Consider the following 18,916-nt stretch of genomic DNA (forward strand, 5'->3'; position numbering starts at 1 on the left):
ATGCGCCGCAGATTGAAGTCTCCGCCCTCCTTTTCTCTGCTTTTTTGGGAATGCAACCAACTCTGCATTGGATATTGGCCAATGGCCGCACCCTCGCTTCGTGCCTGTCCTGAAACGTGTTATTTAAAATCTTACGGTTGTATTTATTCCCCTTAAGGGGGACTTCAGGGCCAACACGCCCCTACATGAAAGGAACGGACATGCTAGAAACCGACAAACCCAAGTGGCCGGAAAACGCAATGGTCGGCTATATCGACATTCAGGCAACAGGATCGATGAAGGCCATTACAGCCAGTCAGATCCAAGCCTACAATGTTATCATTGTCGCGTTCACAGACCCTGACGGCACATTGGATGCAGCCCTCTGGGCTACCGTGGAGCCAATTCTGAAGAATGCGGCTCCTGGTACCTTGAAGCTGCTGTCCTATGGCGGTGCTGGCGCCTCCGCGGCCCCATCCCCGTTAACTGCCGTAAACCTCGTAAATACAGCGAAAACCCTTAGGCTGCACGGCATCGACCTGGATATCGAGGATAACAAGATTACAACCGCAAATTATAACTTGTTTGCGACGACACTTAAGAAGCTGGGGCAATGACCGGGTAGCTGCGAAATTGGCCATATTCATGTTTGAAAGTTCAGGAGGTTGCGGACAGACCGAATCTATTGCCTGACAGCGAAACAGGTTATGCTCTCCCTCTTGTGAACTTGCTCGTGCGGGGAGGAATAATGTGAAACAAGTCTGGGATGATGGTGAACTTGCCGAAAATTGGAACCTGAAGGCCGATGAAGAAATTCTATTCAAAGGAAAATCGGCACACGCACAACTTGGTATAGCGTTGCAGCTTAAGCATTATCAGGCCTACGGTCGTTTTCCCAAGAAGACCTCTGATTTTGCGTTGCAGATAATTCGCCATGTCTCAGATCAACTGGGAATTGTGTCGGAAGGCATATCGTCTTACGATTGGGAAGCCAGAAGCGCCCGGCGGCACCGGCAGGAGATACTCAAATTTCTAGACATTAGGCGAATAACGGCAAGAGATCGGCAGCAACTAATCACATGGCTTTGTAACGACGTGTTTTCCGAAGGAACTGAACCCAACGAAGCTTTTGATCAGGCATGCTCATATCTGTTAGATAGAAAACTGCAGTGCCCGTCCACCAAAGAACTCGATCGCTTGATACGGTCTGCCCACAATCGTTTTCTTCAGAGTGTTCACCGAGACATATCCGCGAGGCTATCTGGCGCTACACGTGAGGCGATCGAGGTGAGTTTGGCCGATCCTGATGTGCCAATAGGCTTCAATGGGTTGAAAGCTGACCCAGGACGGGTCAGCCTGGATAATATATTACGCACATGCAGCCAACTTCGGTTCATTCGGTCCCTGCGACTTTCAACGGCCACCTTCGGCGGTGTCAGTGCAAAATTCCTCAAGCGCTTGAAACAGATGGCCAGCAATGACACCGCATGGGACATGAAGCAGCGTCCGATTGAGCGCCGGCATTCACTTTGTTCAATCCACTATTGTTTCCGCGGACGGGAAATTACCGATGGCCTGATCGATCTCCTATTGGAAACAATTCACAAAATCGACGCAAGCGCGCAACGGAAAGTCATGAAGGAATTAATGGCTGATTTCCAGAAGGTCTACGGCAAGGAACGTTTGCTGTTTGAAATCGCCGACGCTGCCCTGACCGACCCCGATGGAGCCGTCTGCGACGTGGTTTTCCCAGTCGCCAACCCAGAAGTTCTGAGCAATCTGGTGAAAGAATACAAGTCGTCGGGTCCTGGCTATAAAAAGAAGGTGCATACAGTCCTCCGGGCGTCCTACGGCAATCACTATCGCAAGATGCTTCCGGCCATCCTTGATGTCCTCGAGTTTCGTTCAAACAACGCCGCACACCGCCCCCTTCTTGACGCTCTGGACTGGATCAAACGGATGCGCGCCGACAATCGTCGTTTTATCCAGTTGGATGAAGGCTTGCCGGTTGATGGCGTGGTGCCCAAAAAATGGCACGAGGTCATCATCGATCACGATGCCACAAACGGCCCCCGGATTAACCGCATCAATTATGAAATCTGCGCCCTGCAAACGTTGCGCGAACGCATAAGGTGCAAGGAGATCTGGGTTGTCGGTGCAGATCGTTACCGTAATCCGGATGAAGACCTGCCTGGTGATTTTGAAGACCGGCGTCCAGACTATTATGGGCTATTGGACCAGCCCATGGATGCCGGTGAATTTATCGCGCGCGTAAAGAAGGATATGGACCGAACACTCTTTGAGCTGAATGCCGGCATGCCGAGAAACAAGAAAGTTTCGCTGCGCACTAATCACAAGAACAGAATTTGTCTGTCCCCTCTTGAGCCCCAGCCAGAAGCGCAAGGCATCGCGCCGATCAAGGCCGAACTCGCAAAAAGATGGCCGATGACGGGCTTGCTGGATGTGTTGAAAGAAGCGGATCTGCGGATAGGCTTCAGCGATCTGTTCCAAACCTCAGGCAATCGGGAAATACTCGATCGGGAAACCATTCAGAGGCGCTTGCTGCTCTGCCTCTATGCCATGGGTACGAATGCCGGCCTAAAGCGGATCAGTGCAGGCCCGCACGGCGTCAGTTACAAGGAACTCCTCCATATTCGCCGCCGCTTCATCGGCAAAGACGCCTTGCGGAATGCAATAGGTCAAATAGCGAACGCGGTATTTGCCGTACGAAACCCGGAGATCTGGGGCGAAGGCACGACGTCATGCGCGTCGGATTCCAAGAAGTTCGGTGCCTGGGATCAGAATCTCATGACAGAATGGCATATCCGCTATGGTGGTCGCGGGGTCATGATCTATTGGCATGTCGAAAAGAAATCGACTTGCATCTACTCTCAACTCAAGCGGTGTTCCTCTTCCGAAGTTGCCTCGATGATTGAAGGCGTTCTCAAGCACTGCACCGATATGGATGTTGATCGTCAATATGTGGATAGCCACGGGCAAAGCGAAGTGGCGTTCGCCTTCTGTCATATGCTCGGGTTTGACCTGCTGCCGCGGCTTAAAGCCATCAGTCGTCAGAAGCTCTATCTGCCAGATCCAGGTAAGCGCCAAAATTATGGCAACTTGGAACCGATCCTCACACGCCCTATTGATTGGCGCCTTATCGAACAGCAATATGATGAAATCGTAAAGTTTGCGGCGGCCATGAAGCTGGGTACCGCGGATCCAGAGGCCATTCTCCGGCGATTTACACGCTCGAACGTCCAGCATCCCACATACAAGGCGCTCACCGAGCTTGGCAAAGCCATCAAAACCATCTTTTTGGCCAGATATCTGGGGTCTGAGGAACTCAGGAGGGAAATTCACGAAGGCCTAAACGTGGTAGAAAACTGGAACAGCGCAAACTCCTTCATTTTCTTCGGGAAAGGCGGTGAGGTGGCAACAAACCGGCTGGAAGAACAGGAATTGTCCGTGCTCTCGCTGCACCTGCTGCAAATTTGTCTGGTCTATGTAAACACGCTGATGATGCAACGGGTGCTCGCAGACCCCTCATGGAGCCGAACGTTAACGACAGAGGATCGGCGTGCCATTACTCCGCTGATCTATGGGCACATAAATCCTTATGGCATATTTGATCTCGATATGTCCAAGCGGCTCGATTTGGACTTCAAAGTACTAACGTGACGACTGATATACTGTTTGCCATCGACACACTACTTTGCCTTACAGGCATCAATTCGCTTGTACTGGGGCTTACTCCATATGCGAGGATATTTCGAATTTTATTCGCAACCGGAGTTTTAGATGCTCAGCAGAAAAATTGGCGCTGCCACGTTCACAGGATCATTGGCTGCTTTGTTTCTGTCAGACACAACCTTTGCCCTTGATCCTGTTTTAGCCCTGACCCTACATGCTGTTCAAGGATGTCATTGAAATCGATGCAGAGTACGCTAGCCATAAGGTCAAGAGGCTTTCAGGAATATATGCGTCATTCGCCATCAGGGAAGATGGTTCGGTCCCCCGGCACCATGAAACGCAAACAAGCTGCGCAAACAAAAGAGAAACTTATGCACCCATAACTTTCGCTGGTGACCGAAAGACATATTGCAACAAGCGCGTTGATCAAACCTTGCCTTGACGGCTGCGATAACTATCTTGACAATCGAAGCAATATATATCGGCGATACCCGAGTCGAGCAATGAGAATGACGAGGAACCCAATGAACCACGACCACGGCAGCAACAGCTACAAAAAGAACTCAATTACGCTCGGCGGGGCGGTTGCGATGGGGACCGGGGTCATGATCGGTGCGGGGATATTTGCTTTGACCGGGCAGATTGCTGAGCTTGCCGGGCCGCTCTTTCCAATCGCCTTCTTTATCGGTGCAATCGTCACCGGGTTCAGTTCCTATAGCTACATCAAGATGTCAAATTCCTGGCCATCGGCAGGGGGCATCGGAATGATTTTGCAAAAGTGTTACGGTCCAGGCGCCGTTGCGGCGGGAGCGGCTCTTCTGATGGCGCTCAGCATGGTCATCGCCGAAAGCCTCGTCGCCCGGACCTTTGCCACATACCTCCTGCGCCCTTTCAATATTGGAGGAGGGCCGCTTGTACCCATCCTCTCCGTTGGTGTGATCCTCTTTGCATATCTTGTAAACATTGCGGGCAACAGGTCAATCGGTCTCTTTTCGATCGTTATGGCCGCGATCAAGATCGGCGGCATAGCGCTTTTCGGGATCGCGGCCTTGTGGTCTAGCGGGTTCAGTTTCGCCGCCTCCTCCCAGAGTGCCGGCAATTTTGGTGCAACGGGTTTCGTCGCCTCGGTCGCGCTTGCCGTTCTCGCGTTCAAGGGATTCACAACAATTACCAACAGCGGTGCCGAGATTACCGACCCCAACCGCAATGTCGGTCGCGCGATCATGATTTCCATTGTATTGTGTGTTGTCGTCTATCTGCTCGTCGCATTCGGAGTGGGATCAAGCCTCACCATCGACCAGATCATCGCCGCCAAGGACTATTCGTTGGCCGAAGCAGCAAAACCAGCCTTGGGGCAGGTCGGATTCCTGCTGACGGTTCTGCTGGCGGTCGTCGCAACCGCGTCTGCGGTTCTGGCCAGTGTCTTTGCCGTCTCGCGAATGCTGGCCATGTTGACGGATATGAAGATGATCCCGCACAGCCATTTCGGCATGTCCGGACCGATCCAGCGGCATACGCTGGTCTATACGGTGGTGATCGCATCTTTTCTGGCCGTGTTCTTAGATCTGAGTCGTATAGCGTCGTTGGGTGCGTTCTTCTACTTGACCATGGACATGGCAGTGCAATGGGGTGTCTGGCGTTTCCGCCGGACTGAAATCGGTGCGTCAGGTGTCGTGCTTCTTGCGGCGCTCGGGTTCGATGCGATCGTTCTGGTCGCCTTCACTGCTCTGAAACTGCAAAGCGATCCTTCTATCGTTGTTTATGCAGTTATTGCGATCATCAGCGTCTTTCTGTTCGAACGAGCCTACCTATCGCGTTGGCTTGCGCCGCAAAATGACTCTGCCCGCAGTTGACGGATCATGTCACACTAAATAGTCACGATGAGCGACGCGCGGGAATTACAATGATCATCGGTTTTACGCTGGGCTTCGCCGTTGGCGGGTTCCTACGCGCATATCCACCATCTGCCCCTGCGGACGATACAGGACGCTTGGGCAATCGAAGCCCCTCTGATCCAGCGTGAAGTAAATCCCAGTCGCCCTCTTATTCGGCATTCTTGCGTTCAAGGCCCCTGATTGGCGGAACCAAAACATGGATGTCTCACTCCTTGTCTTCGGGCTCGACGCAGGGTTGCCAGTCCCATAGACGATTCATCGTTGCAAACAGGAAGGATGCTGACCAGGCAATCAGCAAGAGCCCGTTGAGGGCCTCGACACCAGCGAGAAACCGCAGATGCCCGGTTGGGACGATGTCTCCGATTCCAAGCGATGTGTACATGACGGTCGAGAAATAGAAGTAGTCAAGCAGGTTTGCCGTTGCCGACCCCTCGAAGCCACCTATACCAAGCTGTGCCTCGGCAATCCAGAAACCGCCTGCGAATAGCGCGATCTGAAACAGATGGGTGAGAAACAACAAACTCACGATGGAAAGCACGCGGGTATGTGGTCGCAACGGAACGGACGCCATGCGTCCCGAGCAGAATCCCAGAGACATCACATGCAGATAGGCTGTGGCGACGAAGAGTGCGACAGAAATGGCTATCGAAACTAACAATTCACGATCCTATTATTTACATAAGTTCAGACTTGATCGTAAGGAAGTGTGTCGCCGAGACTTCCCCCAGGTTGAGGCATGTAATAACAGATGATAGTATCACGTCGCCCAATTAACATGTCGGAGGTAAAAAAGCGTGTTGCTTTAATTGTCTCTAAAACCAAAGCCGAAGGCCGGTAACAAAAGACAATGAACTTGGATCGACACCGTCGTCACGAAGAATTTTCGCTGTACTACCTAGTTTCCGATTCCACTCAAGTCCTACATAAGGTGCAAACTCTCGGCGAATTTCGTAACGCATCCGCAGCCCCAACTGAATGTCATTGATACCTTTCCCAACATCATATTTTCTCGCTTCGCTTAAGGAAAAATTTGTCTCAAAGCGCGACTGCAAAATTAGTCGCTGCGAAAACAATAGATCGTATGTGGCCACGACGCGCCCTGAAATATCACCCCCATCACTCAAAAAAATCGCAGGCTCCAACTCAAACCAATAGGGTGCCAACCCTTGCAAGCCAATTACCGCAAATGCTCTGTCACCAGATGACCCCGTACCATATGCTACGTCATAACGAGCACCTACCTGAAAATCCCAGAATGGCGATACGGCTCGACTGTAAAGTGTTTGAAGCTCCATCTCCCCATTATTAGAGGATAACTCGTCGACCCCTTCAAACTTGAACCAAAATTTACTGTAATCAGTACCCCGCCAACCCTGCACATCCCAGCGAAGAACGTCGCTGTCACCATTGTTCCGATATTCAAACTGATCAAAAATAACTTTACTAACAGAAATCATGTCGGTGTCTTCCCAGCCATCCATGTGGCGGTATTCATACCCTCCGGAATTGGCATTTGGGTCGCGAGCGTCAGGGGGTATTTTCCCTCCTTGCATGGAAGGCTTGTCTTTGGCTTCTTTGTTCATTGTTGCTTCTACTTGTGGCATCGGCATTTCCTGCGCCAACAAAGAAGGTTCAGAAAATAGAAATATAGCAGCTGGGAGGATAGCTATTTTTTTAAATTTTGTATGAGACATAATCCGTTTCCTTTGCCTTTTCACGCTACCACGACTTCACGAAACATACCGGCTGCCATATGGTACAATAGATGACAATGAAAGGCCCAGCGGCCCTCTGCATCTACCGTTACAAGCATGCTGACGCTTTGCGCGGGCTGAACGGAAATGGTGTGTTTCCGAACTTGAAATGTGCCGTCCGGCGCTTCCAGATCAGACCACATTCCGTGCAAATGCATTGGATGGGCCATCGTGCTGTCATTATGGAGGATTACGCGAATGCGCTCTCCCAACGGAAAATGTAACGGTTTGGCTTCGTTTAGTTTTAGACCGTCAATCGACCAGATAAAGCGCTCCATGTTACCAGTTAAATGCAGCTCAATTTCGCGACTTGGCTGTCTCGTATCTTCCGGCTGATCAACACTTTTCATGTCAGCATATGTTAGAACTCTGCGGCCATTGTTGCGCAGCCCTGGTCCGGGGTCATCCAAATTCACACGAGGATAATTGATCCGCATGTCCACAGCAGCGCCGTACTCGGTCCGTGCATGATTGACCTTGCGCTTTGGCGCTTTCATGGCCATGCTTGCCATGGAACCCTTTTGGGCCATACTACCCATCATGTCTATCGGTTCTAAAAGCACAGGATCATCCAGTGATGGCACATCTGCTTCTAGGCCTGGCTTCGGCGATAGGGTACCGCGCGCATAGCCGGAACGATCCATTGACTGAGCAAAAATTGTATAGGCGTTATCATCAGGAATTGTGACAATCACATCATAGGTTTCGCCAGCGCCAATTCTAAATTCGTCAACAACAACGGGAAAAATGCGCTGACCATCGGTTGAAACGACAGTGAGCTTTAATCCCGGTATGCGGACATCGAAATAAGTTGCCGTACCAGCACCTATAAAGCGTAAGCGAATACGTTCTCCTTTTTTTGCGGTACCAGTCCAGTTACCGTTGGGCGAGTGACCATTCATCAAATATGTATAGGTAGCGGCCGATATATCGCTGAAATCCGTTGGACTCATACGTGTTTTGTTCCAAATACTACGTTTAGAAAGGGCTTTACTTAAGCCCACCTGAGCAATGTCATCAACGAAATCGCCTACAGTTTGCCGCTGGTAGTTGTAGTATCCCCCCATTTTTTTCAATTTCAAATAGACATCAATCGGCTCTTCGTCGGTCCAGTCACTGAGAATGACTGGATAGTCACGATCAACGTGCTCATTCTCGGATGGTATCCGTGGCTCGACTATCAACGCACCATATAGGCCTGTTTGCTCGTGCAGTGTGTGCGCGTGATACCAATATGTGCCATTTTGTACCACTTTGAATTTGTGTACAAACGTCTCACCCGGTTCAATGCCGGGAAAGCTAATACCGGGTACGCCGTCCATTTCAGCGTCAAGAATGATCCCGTGCCAATGGATTGTTGTCATTTCACTTAGCTTGTTGGTGACATGAATTGTAACCATGTCCCCTTCTTTAACTCTCAAAATCGGTCCGGGGAGGGTGCCGTTTGCTACTGTAGCAATACTAGGCTTCCCGGTAAAATTCACTGGTTGAGGTGTAATTTCAATATGAAACTCTTTTCCTGTCAGTTCCTGCGTGCTGTTTTTTGCCCATGAAACGTTGCTGAAAAAGCCAGTGGCGGCGACAGCTGTCACAGTTGCAGCAACCCCCTTAACAAATTGCCGTTTCGAGAGAGTCGTATCCCGGTCTTTACTCATTAACGCCTCCTAATAGTCAGAAGTTTGAGCCTCCTGCAAACTCAGGGGGCAGTTTTAATGTTCAATTGTCACTGGTCAGGGGGGGGGAAGTCAACAAGGCTGTTGGCAGTACGAAAATCCGCCAAGCATATGCCAATGAAGGGGCGCTTACAGTCATACCCTCAAAAAGGGATGCTCGAAACCCCGTGTCCCTTGACACCAATCTCTATGCCATGCGCAATATCGTCGAGCGCTTCTTCTGCAAAATGAAAGACATGCGCCGGCTCGCCATGCGTTTCGAGAATCAGGAAGAACTTCCTGAACCTGATCTATATCTTCGCCATCAGATGCTGCTACAATTGAGTCCACATCCTAGTATTTTAGGAGGCCGGCCTCAATCTTCTGTTTTTTGTAAGGGTCTGCAGTGTCCATGTAGCGCAACGCCGATTTCACGTCCCGCCAGCCCACATATTCCATTAGAGACTTGATATCCCAACCGTTTGAGTTGGCCCATGAGGCAAACCCACGACGGAGTGATTGGCTGCTATATTGGGCGCCCTCTATGCCAGCCCCGGCCAGTTCCTTCCGCAACAGCGGCACGATGCTATTGGCGTGCATCCCAGTGTTTCGCATATGGCCCCAGCGATCGACACCTCGGAACAGGGGCCCCGTCTTAATGCCGGATGCACTAAGCCACTCCTGGCACGCTTTCACCGGGCACAGGCGGCTTAGAGCCGGACATCGGTATGTCGTGCCACCATGGCTGTGATCAGTTTTAGAGCGCCCCAAATGGAGTGTCATTCCCGCACCAGCACCAAACTCAATATGCTGAACGTCGATCCGGCATAATTCGTCGCTCCTGAAGGCGCGCCAAAAACCGAGCAATATAAGAGCGCGATTACGCAGTATTCTCAACGTCTCACCAGACGTAGTGGCGCCGACCTCAAGCTCAGCATGCCAGTAGCCTTCCAGGGCTTCAAGCTGCGTGAGTTGTAGTGGCGCGGCTTGCTTCTCCCGGTAGGGATGTAATTCAGCAATACCTTTCAGCGTGCGCTTGACCAGATTTGTCTTGGTCGGGTCGGCAAATCCATGGTCAACGTGCCAGCGACCAATCGCGGCGAGGCGTTGCCTGAGTGTGTTGAGGGACAGGCTGTCCGCATAGTCGGCCAAATAGTGGGCGACCCTGTCGGCTGTCGCGGGCAGCATGCCGCCCCACTGGATTTCGAAATGCTCGACCGCCGACGCATAGCTCCGGCGCGTGTTGTCACGGGTCGCGGCCTGTACATACTCTTCGATACGGCTCATGAAGGGTCGCTTCGTCTGTTCTGTCTATGCCTGATGTATCATACCGATTTTTTCACCTTATCAGTATTTTATCGGTTAACATGTGATAATCTTCCATTATCAAATTTCAGGAAAATAGATTTATTACCAGCTCGTGCTTATAATATAGTATGTAAATACATAGTACATAATATCGTATGATATAGGAAAACATGATGGCACGCAGTGGAATCGACAAGCAATGCGTCAAACAGGCACGGCAGGCGCTCATCGCCCGAGGCGAAAACCCGTCGATCGACGCTGTCCGTGTCGAGTTGGGTAATACGGGCTCCAAAACCACCATTCATCGTTATCTCCGGGAGTTGGAAGCCGAGGATGCAGCAAAGATCGATGCAAACGCCTTTCTGAGCGATACCTTGCGCAACATGGTGGCCAACCTTGCTGACCAACTGCAAAAGGAGGCGCAGGCTGTCGTTGACAAGGCCAGAACGGATCATGCCGAACAGATCGCAGCATTGTTTCGTGAGATTGCCGACCGGGAAACCCAGCTTTCGGAACGCGACAAACAGCTACAGGAAGTTTCTGCGGGCCTTGCGGAAGAAAAAGAGGAGCATGCCAATACCAAGGCAGCTTTGGAGAGTGCTGTTGATGACAAAAGGGAGCAGGAACTTCGCATAAGAGACCTGGAAGCGCGCTTGTCCGAAAAAACATCGCAAATTGCCTCGCTAGAGGAGAAACACCAACATGCCCGCGAAAGCTTGGAGCATTACCGTCAATCCGTAAAGGAGCAGCGGGACGCTGAGACCCGCCGGTTTGAGCATCAGATGCAGCAACTGCATGTGGAAAAGCGCGAGCTGACCCAGAAACTTGGTGAAAAACAGGAAGATCTGTCCAAACTGGCAAGGGAAAACAGTGTGCTAACAACGAGGCTGGCCGATGCTCATACTGCCTTGGAAACCCTAAAGAGTGAAAATCAGGCCCTGGCATCAGAGTTGGCGAACAAATCGGAGGAGCTGCGGCGGTTTGCGGACATAGGAACGAAATATGCTACGCTTCAAGGCTCATATGATGATCTCTTGACCAGCCACCAACACATTCAGGAAGATGTGCGTACCAAGGAAGTGGCATTGGCCGGCCTCAAGGCGGAAGTGACAACCGTTACAAAACTTCTTGCCAGGTTCGAAAACACGCCGAAAGGACAAACGCAAAAGAATAAAAGGGGGGAGCCCATGGAATGAGCACGAAGTCAACGATATCTACCGGCGACGGCTATCATTTGTTCGAGGAAGTTACCTTGGATGATGAACCGTTGACACATGTCCTGCTCGAAGTAGAGCGCCCCAGCAAGTTTGCTGTAGAAAAGCAGTTTCCGAACTATGATGCCAACGTGACGGTGGCTATTCCCAGCACGACCATGGATGAAATAGCATTGGCGTGGATCAGAAAGAGGCGCTTGGTGTGATTCTGTGCCAAATTAGAAAGGGCGACGTACAGGAACTGCCGTCGAAACATGTTAATGTTCTATTTTTGTTCGATCGCAGGTCGTTTTTCGCAAGAACCCGGTCAACTAGCCGACCGAGGGCGCGCCTGCATGTGTACCCTTTTTGTTCCCAAATATGGCCACTTTCGCAGTTACCCGGTCACTAGGCCAAGCTGGTGAAAGATGATCTTCTGCTGACAATGGCCCCGATTTTGGCAGGCACCCCAGACGCGCCCACGCTCAATATTCCAAACGGTGGCATCTCGCTGGAGCTCATCTACAGCCAGCCATTGTTCGACGCCGTGTTGGTGCAGGCCTACAATTCGGGAACGAGCTTCACATACCCGCTTCCCGGCGATCCAAAACAGCAAGTGGCTGAAGACGATGCCAATATCGTGTCAGCCGCCTACAACGCGCTCCAGCAGAATGGGAAAGTGAATAGTGCCACCAAAATCGTCATCGGCATTCCCGCCAATGCGGGCGCTGCACCAACGGCATCAAATCTCTGGGATGTGAAAGATTATACGAACGTGCCACCGGTAATCGCCAACAACCTGCTGGATATTGCAAAAGGAAACAACGGCATCGACCCCAGCCAGTTTGGCGGCATGATGACCTGGAGCCTCAATGCTGACGCTGACCCATCGGCCTACCCCGGCTATGACGGCATTGAAAACGGCCCGGCGGGCTATTTCGCTGAAAATGTCGCACCGCTCGTCACCGCCTTGCCTGCACAAAAAGCAAAGGCGGCTGAATAAATCGTTGAAGGGGTAGCTTGCGGGCTGCCCCTTTGTGTTCAGCCTTGCCGCTTGCGCTTGCCCAGAAGGTCAATCAGTACTGCTGAAACAGCGCCAATCGCACCACCCACAACCGTCTCTAGAATGGCGGGATACGGCAGCCACGCACCAACAATCGCACCAAGAACAAAGCCGACAAACAGAAAAAAGCCTACGCGTGTACCCATAACGGTGTCCCTTCAAAATGGTTCGTCGCCTTCATATATGGCTGGGTGTGGCCCGTCAAATGTCACTTTTTTGTGCAGGTGCGAAAAGAATTCTATTTTGCACTTGCGAAAAGCAGGATTTTTGGCACATTGTCCGCAACCAAATTTAGGGAAAACGCCCCGGTTGCAGAGGGCGGCCCAACCAGATTGAAGGAGAGCCCCGTATGTCTCAGGATGCAATTGTTATCGTTGGTATGGCCCGGACCCCAATGGGTGGCCTCTTGGGTGACCTGTCCACAGTTCCTGCGTCTGACCTTGGCGCTGTTGCCATCAAGGGCGCGCTTGAAAGCGCCGGCATGGACGGTGAAGCCGTTAATGAGACGATCATGGGCTGCGTTCTGCCCGCTGGCCAGGGCCAGGCCCCTGCCCGCCAGGCCAGCCGCAAAGCCGGCATTCCTGACGCCACTGGCGCTGTAACCATCAACAAAATGTGCGGGTCCGGCATGCAGGCGATGATGCAGGCGCACGACAGCATCAAGGCTGGCAGCAACAGCATTGTGGTTGCAGGCGGCATGGAGAGCATGTCCCTGGCGCCGCATATGCTGCCAACAGGCCGCACAGGCGTGAAATACGGCAACGCCCAGATGATTGACCATATGGCGCTTGATGGCCTGACCGACGCCTACGCGGGCGAGCCAATGGGTGTCTTCGCCGAACTCTGCGCCGCTGAATACCAGTTTACCCGCGAGGCCCAAGACGCTTATGCAATCCGTTCGCTTGAGCGTGCGCAGCGGGCGATTGAAGACGGCAGCTTCGAAGGCGAAGTTGTGCCAGTAACTGTCAAATCCCGCCGCGGCGACGTGGAAGTGAACACAGACGAGCAACCGCCGAAAGCCCGGCTCGACAAAATCCCTGGCCTGCGCCCTGCCTTCAAGAAAGACGGCACCGTAACGGCTGCGAACGCCAGCTCCATCTCTGACGGCGCGGCAGCACTTGTAATGATGACTGCCGGGGAAGCTGAAAAGCGTGGCCTGACGCCGCTTGCCAAGCTGGTCGCGCACGCAAGTCATGCCCAAGCGCCTGAGTGGTTCACCACAGCGCCCGTGAAGGCAATGGAAAAGGTGATGGACAAAGCAGGCTGGTCTGTAGCTGACGTTGACCTCTTTGAGGTGAACGAAGCCTTCGCTGTTGTTGCCATGGCGGCGATCCAGGAACTGGGGCTTGATCCAGAGAAGGTCAATGTGAACGGCGGTGCTTGTGCCCTTGGCCACCCGATCGGTGCGTCTGGAGCACGTATCTGCGTAACGCTCATTAACGCGCTCAAGAAGCGTGGTCTTAAGAAAGGCGTTGCCAGCCTTTGCATCGGTGGCGGTGAAGCCACTGCCGTTGCGATTGAGCTGGCATAAGCGCTAGATTGGCCAAAACGATAACCAGAGGGACAAGGCCATGATCCTGACTGAAGAACAACGCATGGTGCGGGATATGGCCCGCGCCTTTGCCACTGATCGCATTGCGCCCAACGCTGCCGCATGGGAAAAAGCTGGCGAAATTCCGGCGGATATCCTGCGCGAAATGGGTGAGCTGGGCCTCATGGGCATGACCATGCCCGAACAGTGGGGCGGCGCGGAAACAGACTATGTTTCTTACGCGCTTGCGCTGATTGAAATCGCGGCCGGTGACGGCGGGCTTTCAACGCTGATGAGCGTGAATAACGCGCCAGTGTGCGCCGCTGTACTGGCGAACGGCACCGACGAGCAAAAGGAAAAATTCCTCAAGCCGCTCGCCCGCGGCGAAATGATCGGTGCTTTCTGCCTCACGGAACCACAGGCAGGCTCTGACGCTTCCATGCTCAAGACCCGCGCCGAACGCACCAATTCAGGCTGGAAGCTAAATGGCTCCAAGCAGTTCATCACGTCCGGCAAGATCGGCGGCGCTGCCATTATCTTTGCGGTGACGGACCCGGCGGCTGGCAAGCGCGGCATCTCCGCCTTCTTGGTAAGCACCGACACGCCAGGCTATACAGTGGCGAGCGTGGAGCACAAGCTGGGCCAGAAGTGTTCCGACACCTGCTACATCACGTTCGACGATATGGAAGTCGGCACTGACTGCCTCCTTGGCGAAGAAGGCGCGGGCTACAAGGTCGCGCTTTCGAACCTGGAGACAGGCCGCATCGGCATCGCCGCCCAAAGCGTAGGCATGGCGCGTGCAGCCTATGATTACGCCCTCGCATACGCCAAGGAACGGACAAGCTTCGGCAAGCCGATCATTGAACATCAGGCCGTTGGTTTCCGCCTTGCGGATATGGCAACCAAACTGCAGGCAGCGGAACTGATGGTGCTGAACGCCGCCGCGATGAAAGACGCGGGCGAACCATGCCTGAAGGAAGCCTGCATGGCCAAGCTGTTCGCATCCGAAGCGGCAGAGAAAATCTGCTCAGACGCGATCCAGACGCTGGGCGGCTACGGCTACCTCAGCGAATATCCGGTTGAGAAGATTTACCGTGATGTCCGGGTAACCCAGATTTATGAGGGAACCTCAGACATCCAGCGGATTGTGATCTCCCGCGAGATCAATCGTTAACGTCCGGCACCCTGAACTCGTTTCAGGGTCCATGGCTAACCTGTTAAGCCCTCTGCTTTCACATGGATGCTGAAACAAGTTCAGCATGACGTTGGAAGCTAGGCTGATTTCTCAGCCAAATTGGCCCGCTCCATCGCGGCCCAGATCGAAGGCAGCTCATCCAGGGCTACCTTTTTGCCAAGGGCGATCAACTCGTGGGCCTTGGTAAAGTCCACCATGTCGATATGGCCAATCTCCGGTGTGATGATAACATCTGGCTGGTCCAGCTCCAGTCGCGCTCGGCTCAGGGCCTGCAAGGCCATGGACCACCCTGCCCGCGCTGTCCTCAGCGCCCGACCGTTTTTCTTGCCATCGGGCGACAGGCCATAGCGGCGGGCACGACCCTCATAATCACCCTGCAGGTCAACCGCGATGATGAAATCAGCCCCCAGGTCGCGCGCAGCACTGACCGGGATCGGGTCAACCATACCGCCATCCCCAAGCAGCATTCGGCCAGTCTCGACCGGCGGCAATACCCCCGGCACCGCCGAAGATGCCCTTAGGGCCGTTACCACATCGCCTTTATCGAAAACCACCCGCTCACCGGTATAAAGGTCCGCTGCCACGGCGGCGAAAGGCTTGGGCATCTGCTCAATCGCCAGCGTCCCGAAATGGTCACGCAGGCGGCGTTCAATCTTGCCGGCGCCAATCAGGCTACCGCTTTTGAAGCCAAACTGGCCAAGGGAAAGCATTTCCTTGAAGGTAAGTTCTCGCGCGATCTCTTCCAGATCGTCCAGCATGTCGGCGGCCACACAGGCCCCAACGATGGAACCGATGCTGGTGCCTGAAACGATATCCGCATGAATACCTTCTGCTTCCAGCACGCGTACCACGCCAATATGGGCCCAACCAAGTCCAGCACCGCCCCCAAGGGCCAATCCAATCCTCACAAATCAATCCTTCTTTGTTTTACTTTAACCAGACATGGGGCCACAGGCCTTGGCGTACAAGACCAGCCTAAACCATTTTCTATATTGCTGGCTGGCCCCCGCGGCTTAGAGTGATGCTAACGGGGAGGACCAACTAATGAAGACAATTCTGACGGCGTTTTGTGCCATTCTCATGACCGCAACCGCGATGGCCGAACCGCCAGAGCGCCCGGCAGTATCCGAAAAGCCTTATGCCATGATGCAGAAGCTCGCAGTCCTTGAAGGCCGCTGGAGCATGGTAACGGAAATGACCGAAGACGGCGGCCAGACCTGGCAGGCGTTTCCTGCCGCAGAAGTAGACCTTCACCTCCGGCACAAGGGCATGATTTTGGCTGAAATCCCAGCAGATACCACAAGCCCCGGCTTCCATATGGAAACCTACATCAGCTTTGACCAATACCGGAATGTCTACCGGAAAGCCGCGATCGATGATGTCTGGGGCATCATGGACATGTATGAAGGCGCGCCAGCGGGTGATAGCATTGTCTTCACCAACATCAAGTCCGGCACCACATTTCCGGTCGGCGACGGCGTCTGGCGCAATTTCCGCCTGACGCTGGAGCTCAGGTCCCCTGTGCGCATGCTGTATATCGACAAATCGGATGACGGCGGCCAAAGCTGGCAGAAGGCCTTTCGCATTACCTATACGAAGCAGGACTGACACGCTATCGTCGCACCATGGAGACGCTTCTTTCGGAAATCCGCAGCTGCAATCACTGTGCGGCCCACCTACCCCACGGCACGCGCCCGGTTTTGCAGGCGGGTAAAGGCGCGCGGATACTGATTGCCGGACAAGCTCCTGGACGCAAGGTTCACGAAAGCGGTGTGCCATTCGACGATGCCTCGGGCGACCGGCTCAGGGACTGGATGGGCGTGGGCTTTGACACCTTCTATGACGCCGAACGCATTGCCATCCTGCCCATGGGCTTCTGCTACCCCGGCACCGGCAAGTCTGGCGACCTGCCACCTCGGCGCGAGTGTGCGCCTTTATGGCGCCAGCGCCTTCTGGAACAGCTACCTGATATTGAACTCACGCTGGTTATTGGCGGTTACGCATTGGACTGGCACTTGCCGGACAGAGCCGAGACGACACTGACCGCAACCGTCAGAAACTGGCGGAAATACCCGGAAAATATCCTGCTGCTGCCGCACCCCAGCCCGCGGAACAACATCTGGCTCAAGAAAAACCCTTGGTTTGAGACGGATCTTCTACCGGAGCTGAAAGCCCGCTGTCGGCGCGCCCTCTTCGGCTAAGGCGAACCAAAACGCCAGCGCCCACATGACCCAAGTCAATACATTCACACCGAATAGGTGTATAATGCTCCCCATAGACCCCTGGATCAGGAGCAAAGCCATGCATACAAAGAAAACCCGGGACTGGATTTTGCTGGCGGATCGCGCGCACGCGAAAATCTACACACGGCATTATGTAAACGGTGCCATGCAGCAATATATCGCCCTTGAGCACCCAGCCGCCCGCAAGTTCCAGCACGACCAAGGATCAGACAAGCCCGGTCGCGGGCACCAGTCGTCTTCAGGTGCCAAGCATTCCTATGAAGACCATGCAGATTTTCCCGAGCAGGAAAGCCAGGCGTTCCTGCAAGGTATTGCTGATGAAATCAATGAAGCTGCCGCACAGGATGAGATGGACCGGTTGATTTTGGTGGCGCTACCAAAAACCATGGCTGTCATCAAGAACGCCCTAAGCCCGCAGGCCCAAAAGAAGCTTGGCGGTGAATATGCCAAAAACCTGATTCACCTGTCAGAAAGCGATTTTCAGGAACAGTTGGCAGATTATGAAAGCCTGAAATAACCAAGGACACCCTGAATGAGGCCGAGCTGACGCCCGGCCTCTACTCCGCACACGAGTTTTGCATGAAAAGCTTAATGCTTGAGATCAGGCATGGCCATGACGGCAAGGCCACCCAGCGTAAAATAGACTTCCTGGTCCTCAGGTTCCGCGACAGCGACAATCCATTGTTCGCCTGAATAACCACGCTCGGGCGCCATTGCCATCGCCGCAGACGCGTGCCGACCCTGCCTGCCGCCTAGGTTCACTTCCTTGAGGCCCAAGAGGTCTGAACTGAAGGCGTTCGCCAGCATTCTGGCTTTAAGGATAAGCTTTTCTGCTGCGGGCTGCATGAGGGCCTCCCGCGTTTTATCATAAAGCGCCGGAGATACTTCATAGTCGAAATAGTTGAGCGCCAAGCCTGCCGCCTGTAGCCGGTCCACCAATGCCCTGAGCGCTGTATCGTTCCCAGATTGAAGCCGAATTGATTGGCGGGCGATCCACTTTGGCGCAACGTCTTTGGGCGCTGTGCCATTCTGCCTTTCCCACCGAGTGCCGCGCGTACCGTCATCATACCATGTCCGGTAGCCTTCAATTTTGGCCTCCACGGTCGACATGCTGGACGCGATTGCCCACGCGTCTGTCATTTTCTCGTTGAGTTGTTGTTGAACGGTATCCGACTCCGCACCCTCAACCCGGAAATAGAGCCAGGCGACAAGGATGTCTTCCTTGACGGTTTTTTTAACCATGACCGTCAACTCCAGGTCGGTCTCGCGTTGACCATCTACTGCATCTGCATTTGCAGATATACTGGCGGTCATCAGCCCAAGGATCATGATGTAGATGAAGTGCTTCATAGCTGCCTCTCCTTTAATGTTATATTATTACATATCATTTTACCAAAGAGGCGACAACCA

Annotated in this window: 18 protein-coding genes; 11 read left to right on the forward strand and 7 right to left on the reverse strand. The window is 53.3% G+C overall.

Annotated features, from left to right (window positions below):
* The first annotated feature begins 200 nt into the window (after positions 1-200).
* The 3 genes from ACFO5Q_RS10675 (at position 201) to ACFO5Q_RS10685 (ending at position 5,525) form a co-directional block, all read left to right on the forward strand.
* A complete protein-coding gene (locus ACFO5Q_RS10675; RefSeq protein ID WP_197420975.1) occupies positions 201-596 on the forward strand; it encodes a glycoside hydrolase family 18 protein in 396 nt (131 codons plus the stop codon).
* 133 nt (positions 597-729) lie between these two features.
* On the forward strand, positions 730-3,660 hold the full coding sequence (locus ACFO5Q_RS10680) for a Tn3 family transposase (protein ID WP_068145705.1): 2,931 nt from the start codon (positions 730-732) through the stop codon (positions 3,658-3,660).
* A 536-nt stretch (positions 3,661-4,196) separates the two neighbouring features.
* A complete protein-coding gene (locus ACFO5Q_RS10685; RefSeq protein ID WP_197420974.1) occupies positions 4,197-5,525 on the forward strand; it encodes an APC family permease in 1,329 nt (442 codons plus the stop codon).
* 247 nt (positions 5,526-5,772) lie between these two features.
* On the opposite strand, the gene ACFO5Q_RS10690 is transcribed toward ACFO5Q_RS10685, so the two are convergent.
* The 4 genes from ACFO5Q_RS10690 to ACFO5Q_RS10705 all read right to left on the reverse strand — a co-directional run bounded on the left by ACFO5Q_RS10690 (position 5,773) and on the right by ACFO5Q_RS10705 (position 10,260).
* Complete coding sequence (locus tag ACFO5Q_RS10690) at positions 5,773-6,225, reverse strand: potassium channel family protein (RefSeq protein WP_197420973.1); 453 nt, start codon at positions 6,223-6,225, stop codon at positions 5,773-5,775.
* A 154-nt stretch (positions 6,226-6,379) separates the two neighbouring features.
* A complete protein-coding gene (locus ACFO5Q_RS10695) occupies positions 6,380-7,261 on the reverse strand; it encodes a copper resistance protein B (protein ID WP_068145695.1) in 882 nt (293 codons plus the stop codon).
* 20 nt (positions 7,262-7,281) lie between these two features.
* On the reverse strand, positions 7,282-8,976 hold the full coding sequence (locus tag ACFO5Q_RS10700; protein WP_068145691.1) for a copper resistance system multicopper oxidase: 1,695 nt from the start codon (positions 8,974-8,976) through the stop codon (positions 7,282-7,284).
* Between the two features lie 351 nt (positions 8,977-9,327).
* Positions 9,328-10,260: a site-specific integrase gene (locus tag ACFO5Q_RS10705; RefSeq protein WP_068145688.1), complete on the reverse strand. Its 933-nt coding sequence runs from the start codon at positions 10,258-10,260 to the stop codon at positions 9,328-9,330.
* Between the two features lie 191 nt (positions 10,261-10,451).
* Between ACFO5Q_RS10705 and ACFO5Q_RS10710 the strand changes: the two genes are divergently transcribed.
* The 3 genes from ACFO5Q_RS10710 (at position 10,452) to ACFO5Q_RS10720 (ending at position 12,477) form a co-directional block, all read left to right on the forward strand.
* On the forward strand, positions 10,452-11,477 hold the full coding sequence (locus ACFO5Q_RS10710) for a DNA-binding protein (RefSeq protein WP_082719771.1): 1,026 nt from the start codon (positions 10,452-10,454) through the stop codon (positions 11,475-11,477).
* The gene (locus ACFO5Q_RS10715; RefSeq protein ID WP_068145683.1) at positions 11,474-11,701 is read left to right on the forward strand and encodes a hypothetical protein; all 228 of its coding nucleotides are present in this window, start codon (positions 11,474-11,476) and stop codon (positions 11,699-11,701) included. The genes ACFO5Q_RS10710 and ACFO5Q_RS10715 overlap by 4 nt, the downstream gene beginning before the upstream one ends.
* A 194-nt stretch (positions 11,702-11,895) precedes the next feature.
* On the forward strand, positions 11,896-12,477 hold the full coding sequence (locus ACFO5Q_RS10720; protein ID WP_068145681.1) for a glycoside hydrolase family 18 protein: 582 nt from the start codon (positions 11,896-11,898) through the stop codon (positions 12,475-12,477).
* A gap of 38 nt (positions 12,478-12,515) precedes the next feature.
* Here the strand turns inward: ACFO5Q_RS10720 and ACFO5Q_RS10725 are convergent, their stop codons facing one another.
* The gene (locus ACFO5Q_RS10725) at positions 12,516-12,683 is read right to left on the reverse strand and encodes a hypothetical protein (protein WP_156431905.1); all 168 of its coding nucleotides are present in this window, start codon (positions 12,681-12,683) and stop codon (positions 12,516-12,518) included.
* A 203-nt stretch (positions 12,684-12,886) separates the two neighbouring features.
* Between ACFO5Q_RS10725 and ACFO5Q_RS10730 the strand changes: the two genes are divergently transcribed.
* Together ACFO5Q_RS10730 and ACFO5Q_RS10735 are read left to right on the forward strand one after the other, a co-directional pair.
* A complete protein-coding gene (locus ACFO5Q_RS10730) occupies positions 12,887-14,068 on the forward strand; it encodes a thiolase family protein (RefSeq protein WP_068145679.1) in 1,182 nt (393 codons plus the stop codon).
* A 40-nt stretch (positions 14,069-14,108) separates the two neighbouring features.
* The gene (locus tag ACFO5Q_RS10735) at positions 14,109-15,242 is read left to right on the forward strand and encodes an acyl-CoA dehydrogenase family protein (RefSeq protein WP_068145675.1); all 1,134 of its coding nucleotides are present in this window, start codon (positions 14,109-14,111) and stop codon (positions 15,240-15,242) included.
* Positions 15,243-15,340: 98 nt separating this feature from the next.
* Here ACFO5Q_RS10735 and ACFO5Q_RS10740 read toward each other — a convergent pair whose 3' ends face one another.
* Positions 15,341-16,171: a patatin-like phospholipase family protein gene (locus tag ACFO5Q_RS10740; RefSeq protein WP_082719770.1), complete on the reverse strand. Its 831-nt coding sequence runs from the start codon at positions 16,169-16,171 to the stop codon at positions 15,341-15,343.
* A gap of 136 nt (positions 16,172-16,307) precedes the next feature.
* Between ACFO5Q_RS10740 and ACFO5Q_RS10745 the strand changes: the two genes are divergently transcribed.
* The 3 genes from ACFO5Q_RS10745 to ACFO5Q_RS10755 all read left to right on the forward strand — a co-directional run bounded on the left by ACFO5Q_RS10745 (position 16,308) and on the right by ACFO5Q_RS10755 (position 18,023).
* Entirely contained in the window at positions 16,308-16,871 is a 564-nt protein-coding gene (locus tag ACFO5Q_RS10745; protein ID WP_068145670.1) for a DUF1579 family protein, read from the forward strand.
* Between the two features lie 17 nt (positions 16,872-16,888).
* Positions 16,889-17,464, forward strand: a complete 576-nt coding sequence (locus ACFO5Q_RS10750; RefSeq protein WP_068145667.1) for a uracil-DNA glycosylase family protein — start codon at positions 16,889-16,891, stop codon at positions 17,462-17,464.
* A 100-nt stretch (positions 17,465-17,564) separates the two neighbouring features.
* Complete coding sequence (locus tag ACFO5Q_RS10755; RefSeq protein ID WP_068145665.1) at positions 17,565-18,023, forward strand: host attachment protein; 459 nt, start codon at positions 17,565-17,567, stop codon at positions 18,021-18,023.
* A 71-nt stretch (positions 18,024-18,094) separates the two neighbouring features.
* Here the strand turns inward: ACFO5Q_RS10755 and ACFO5Q_RS10760 are convergent, their stop codons facing one another.
* Positions 18,095-18,856, reverse strand: coding sequence for an SIMPL domain-containing protein (locus ACFO5Q_RS10760; protein WP_068145662.1), 762 nt, complete (start codon positions 18,854-18,856; stop codon positions 18,095-18,097).
* Positions 18,857-18,916: the final 60 nt, after the last annotated feature.

It is taken from the genome of Kordiimonas lipolytica (genome assembly GCF_042651265.1).
In the GTDB taxonomy this organism is placed as follows: Bacteria; Pseudomonadota; Alphaproteobacteria; order Sphingomonadales; family Kordiimonadaceae; genus Kordiimonas; species Kordiimonas lipolytica.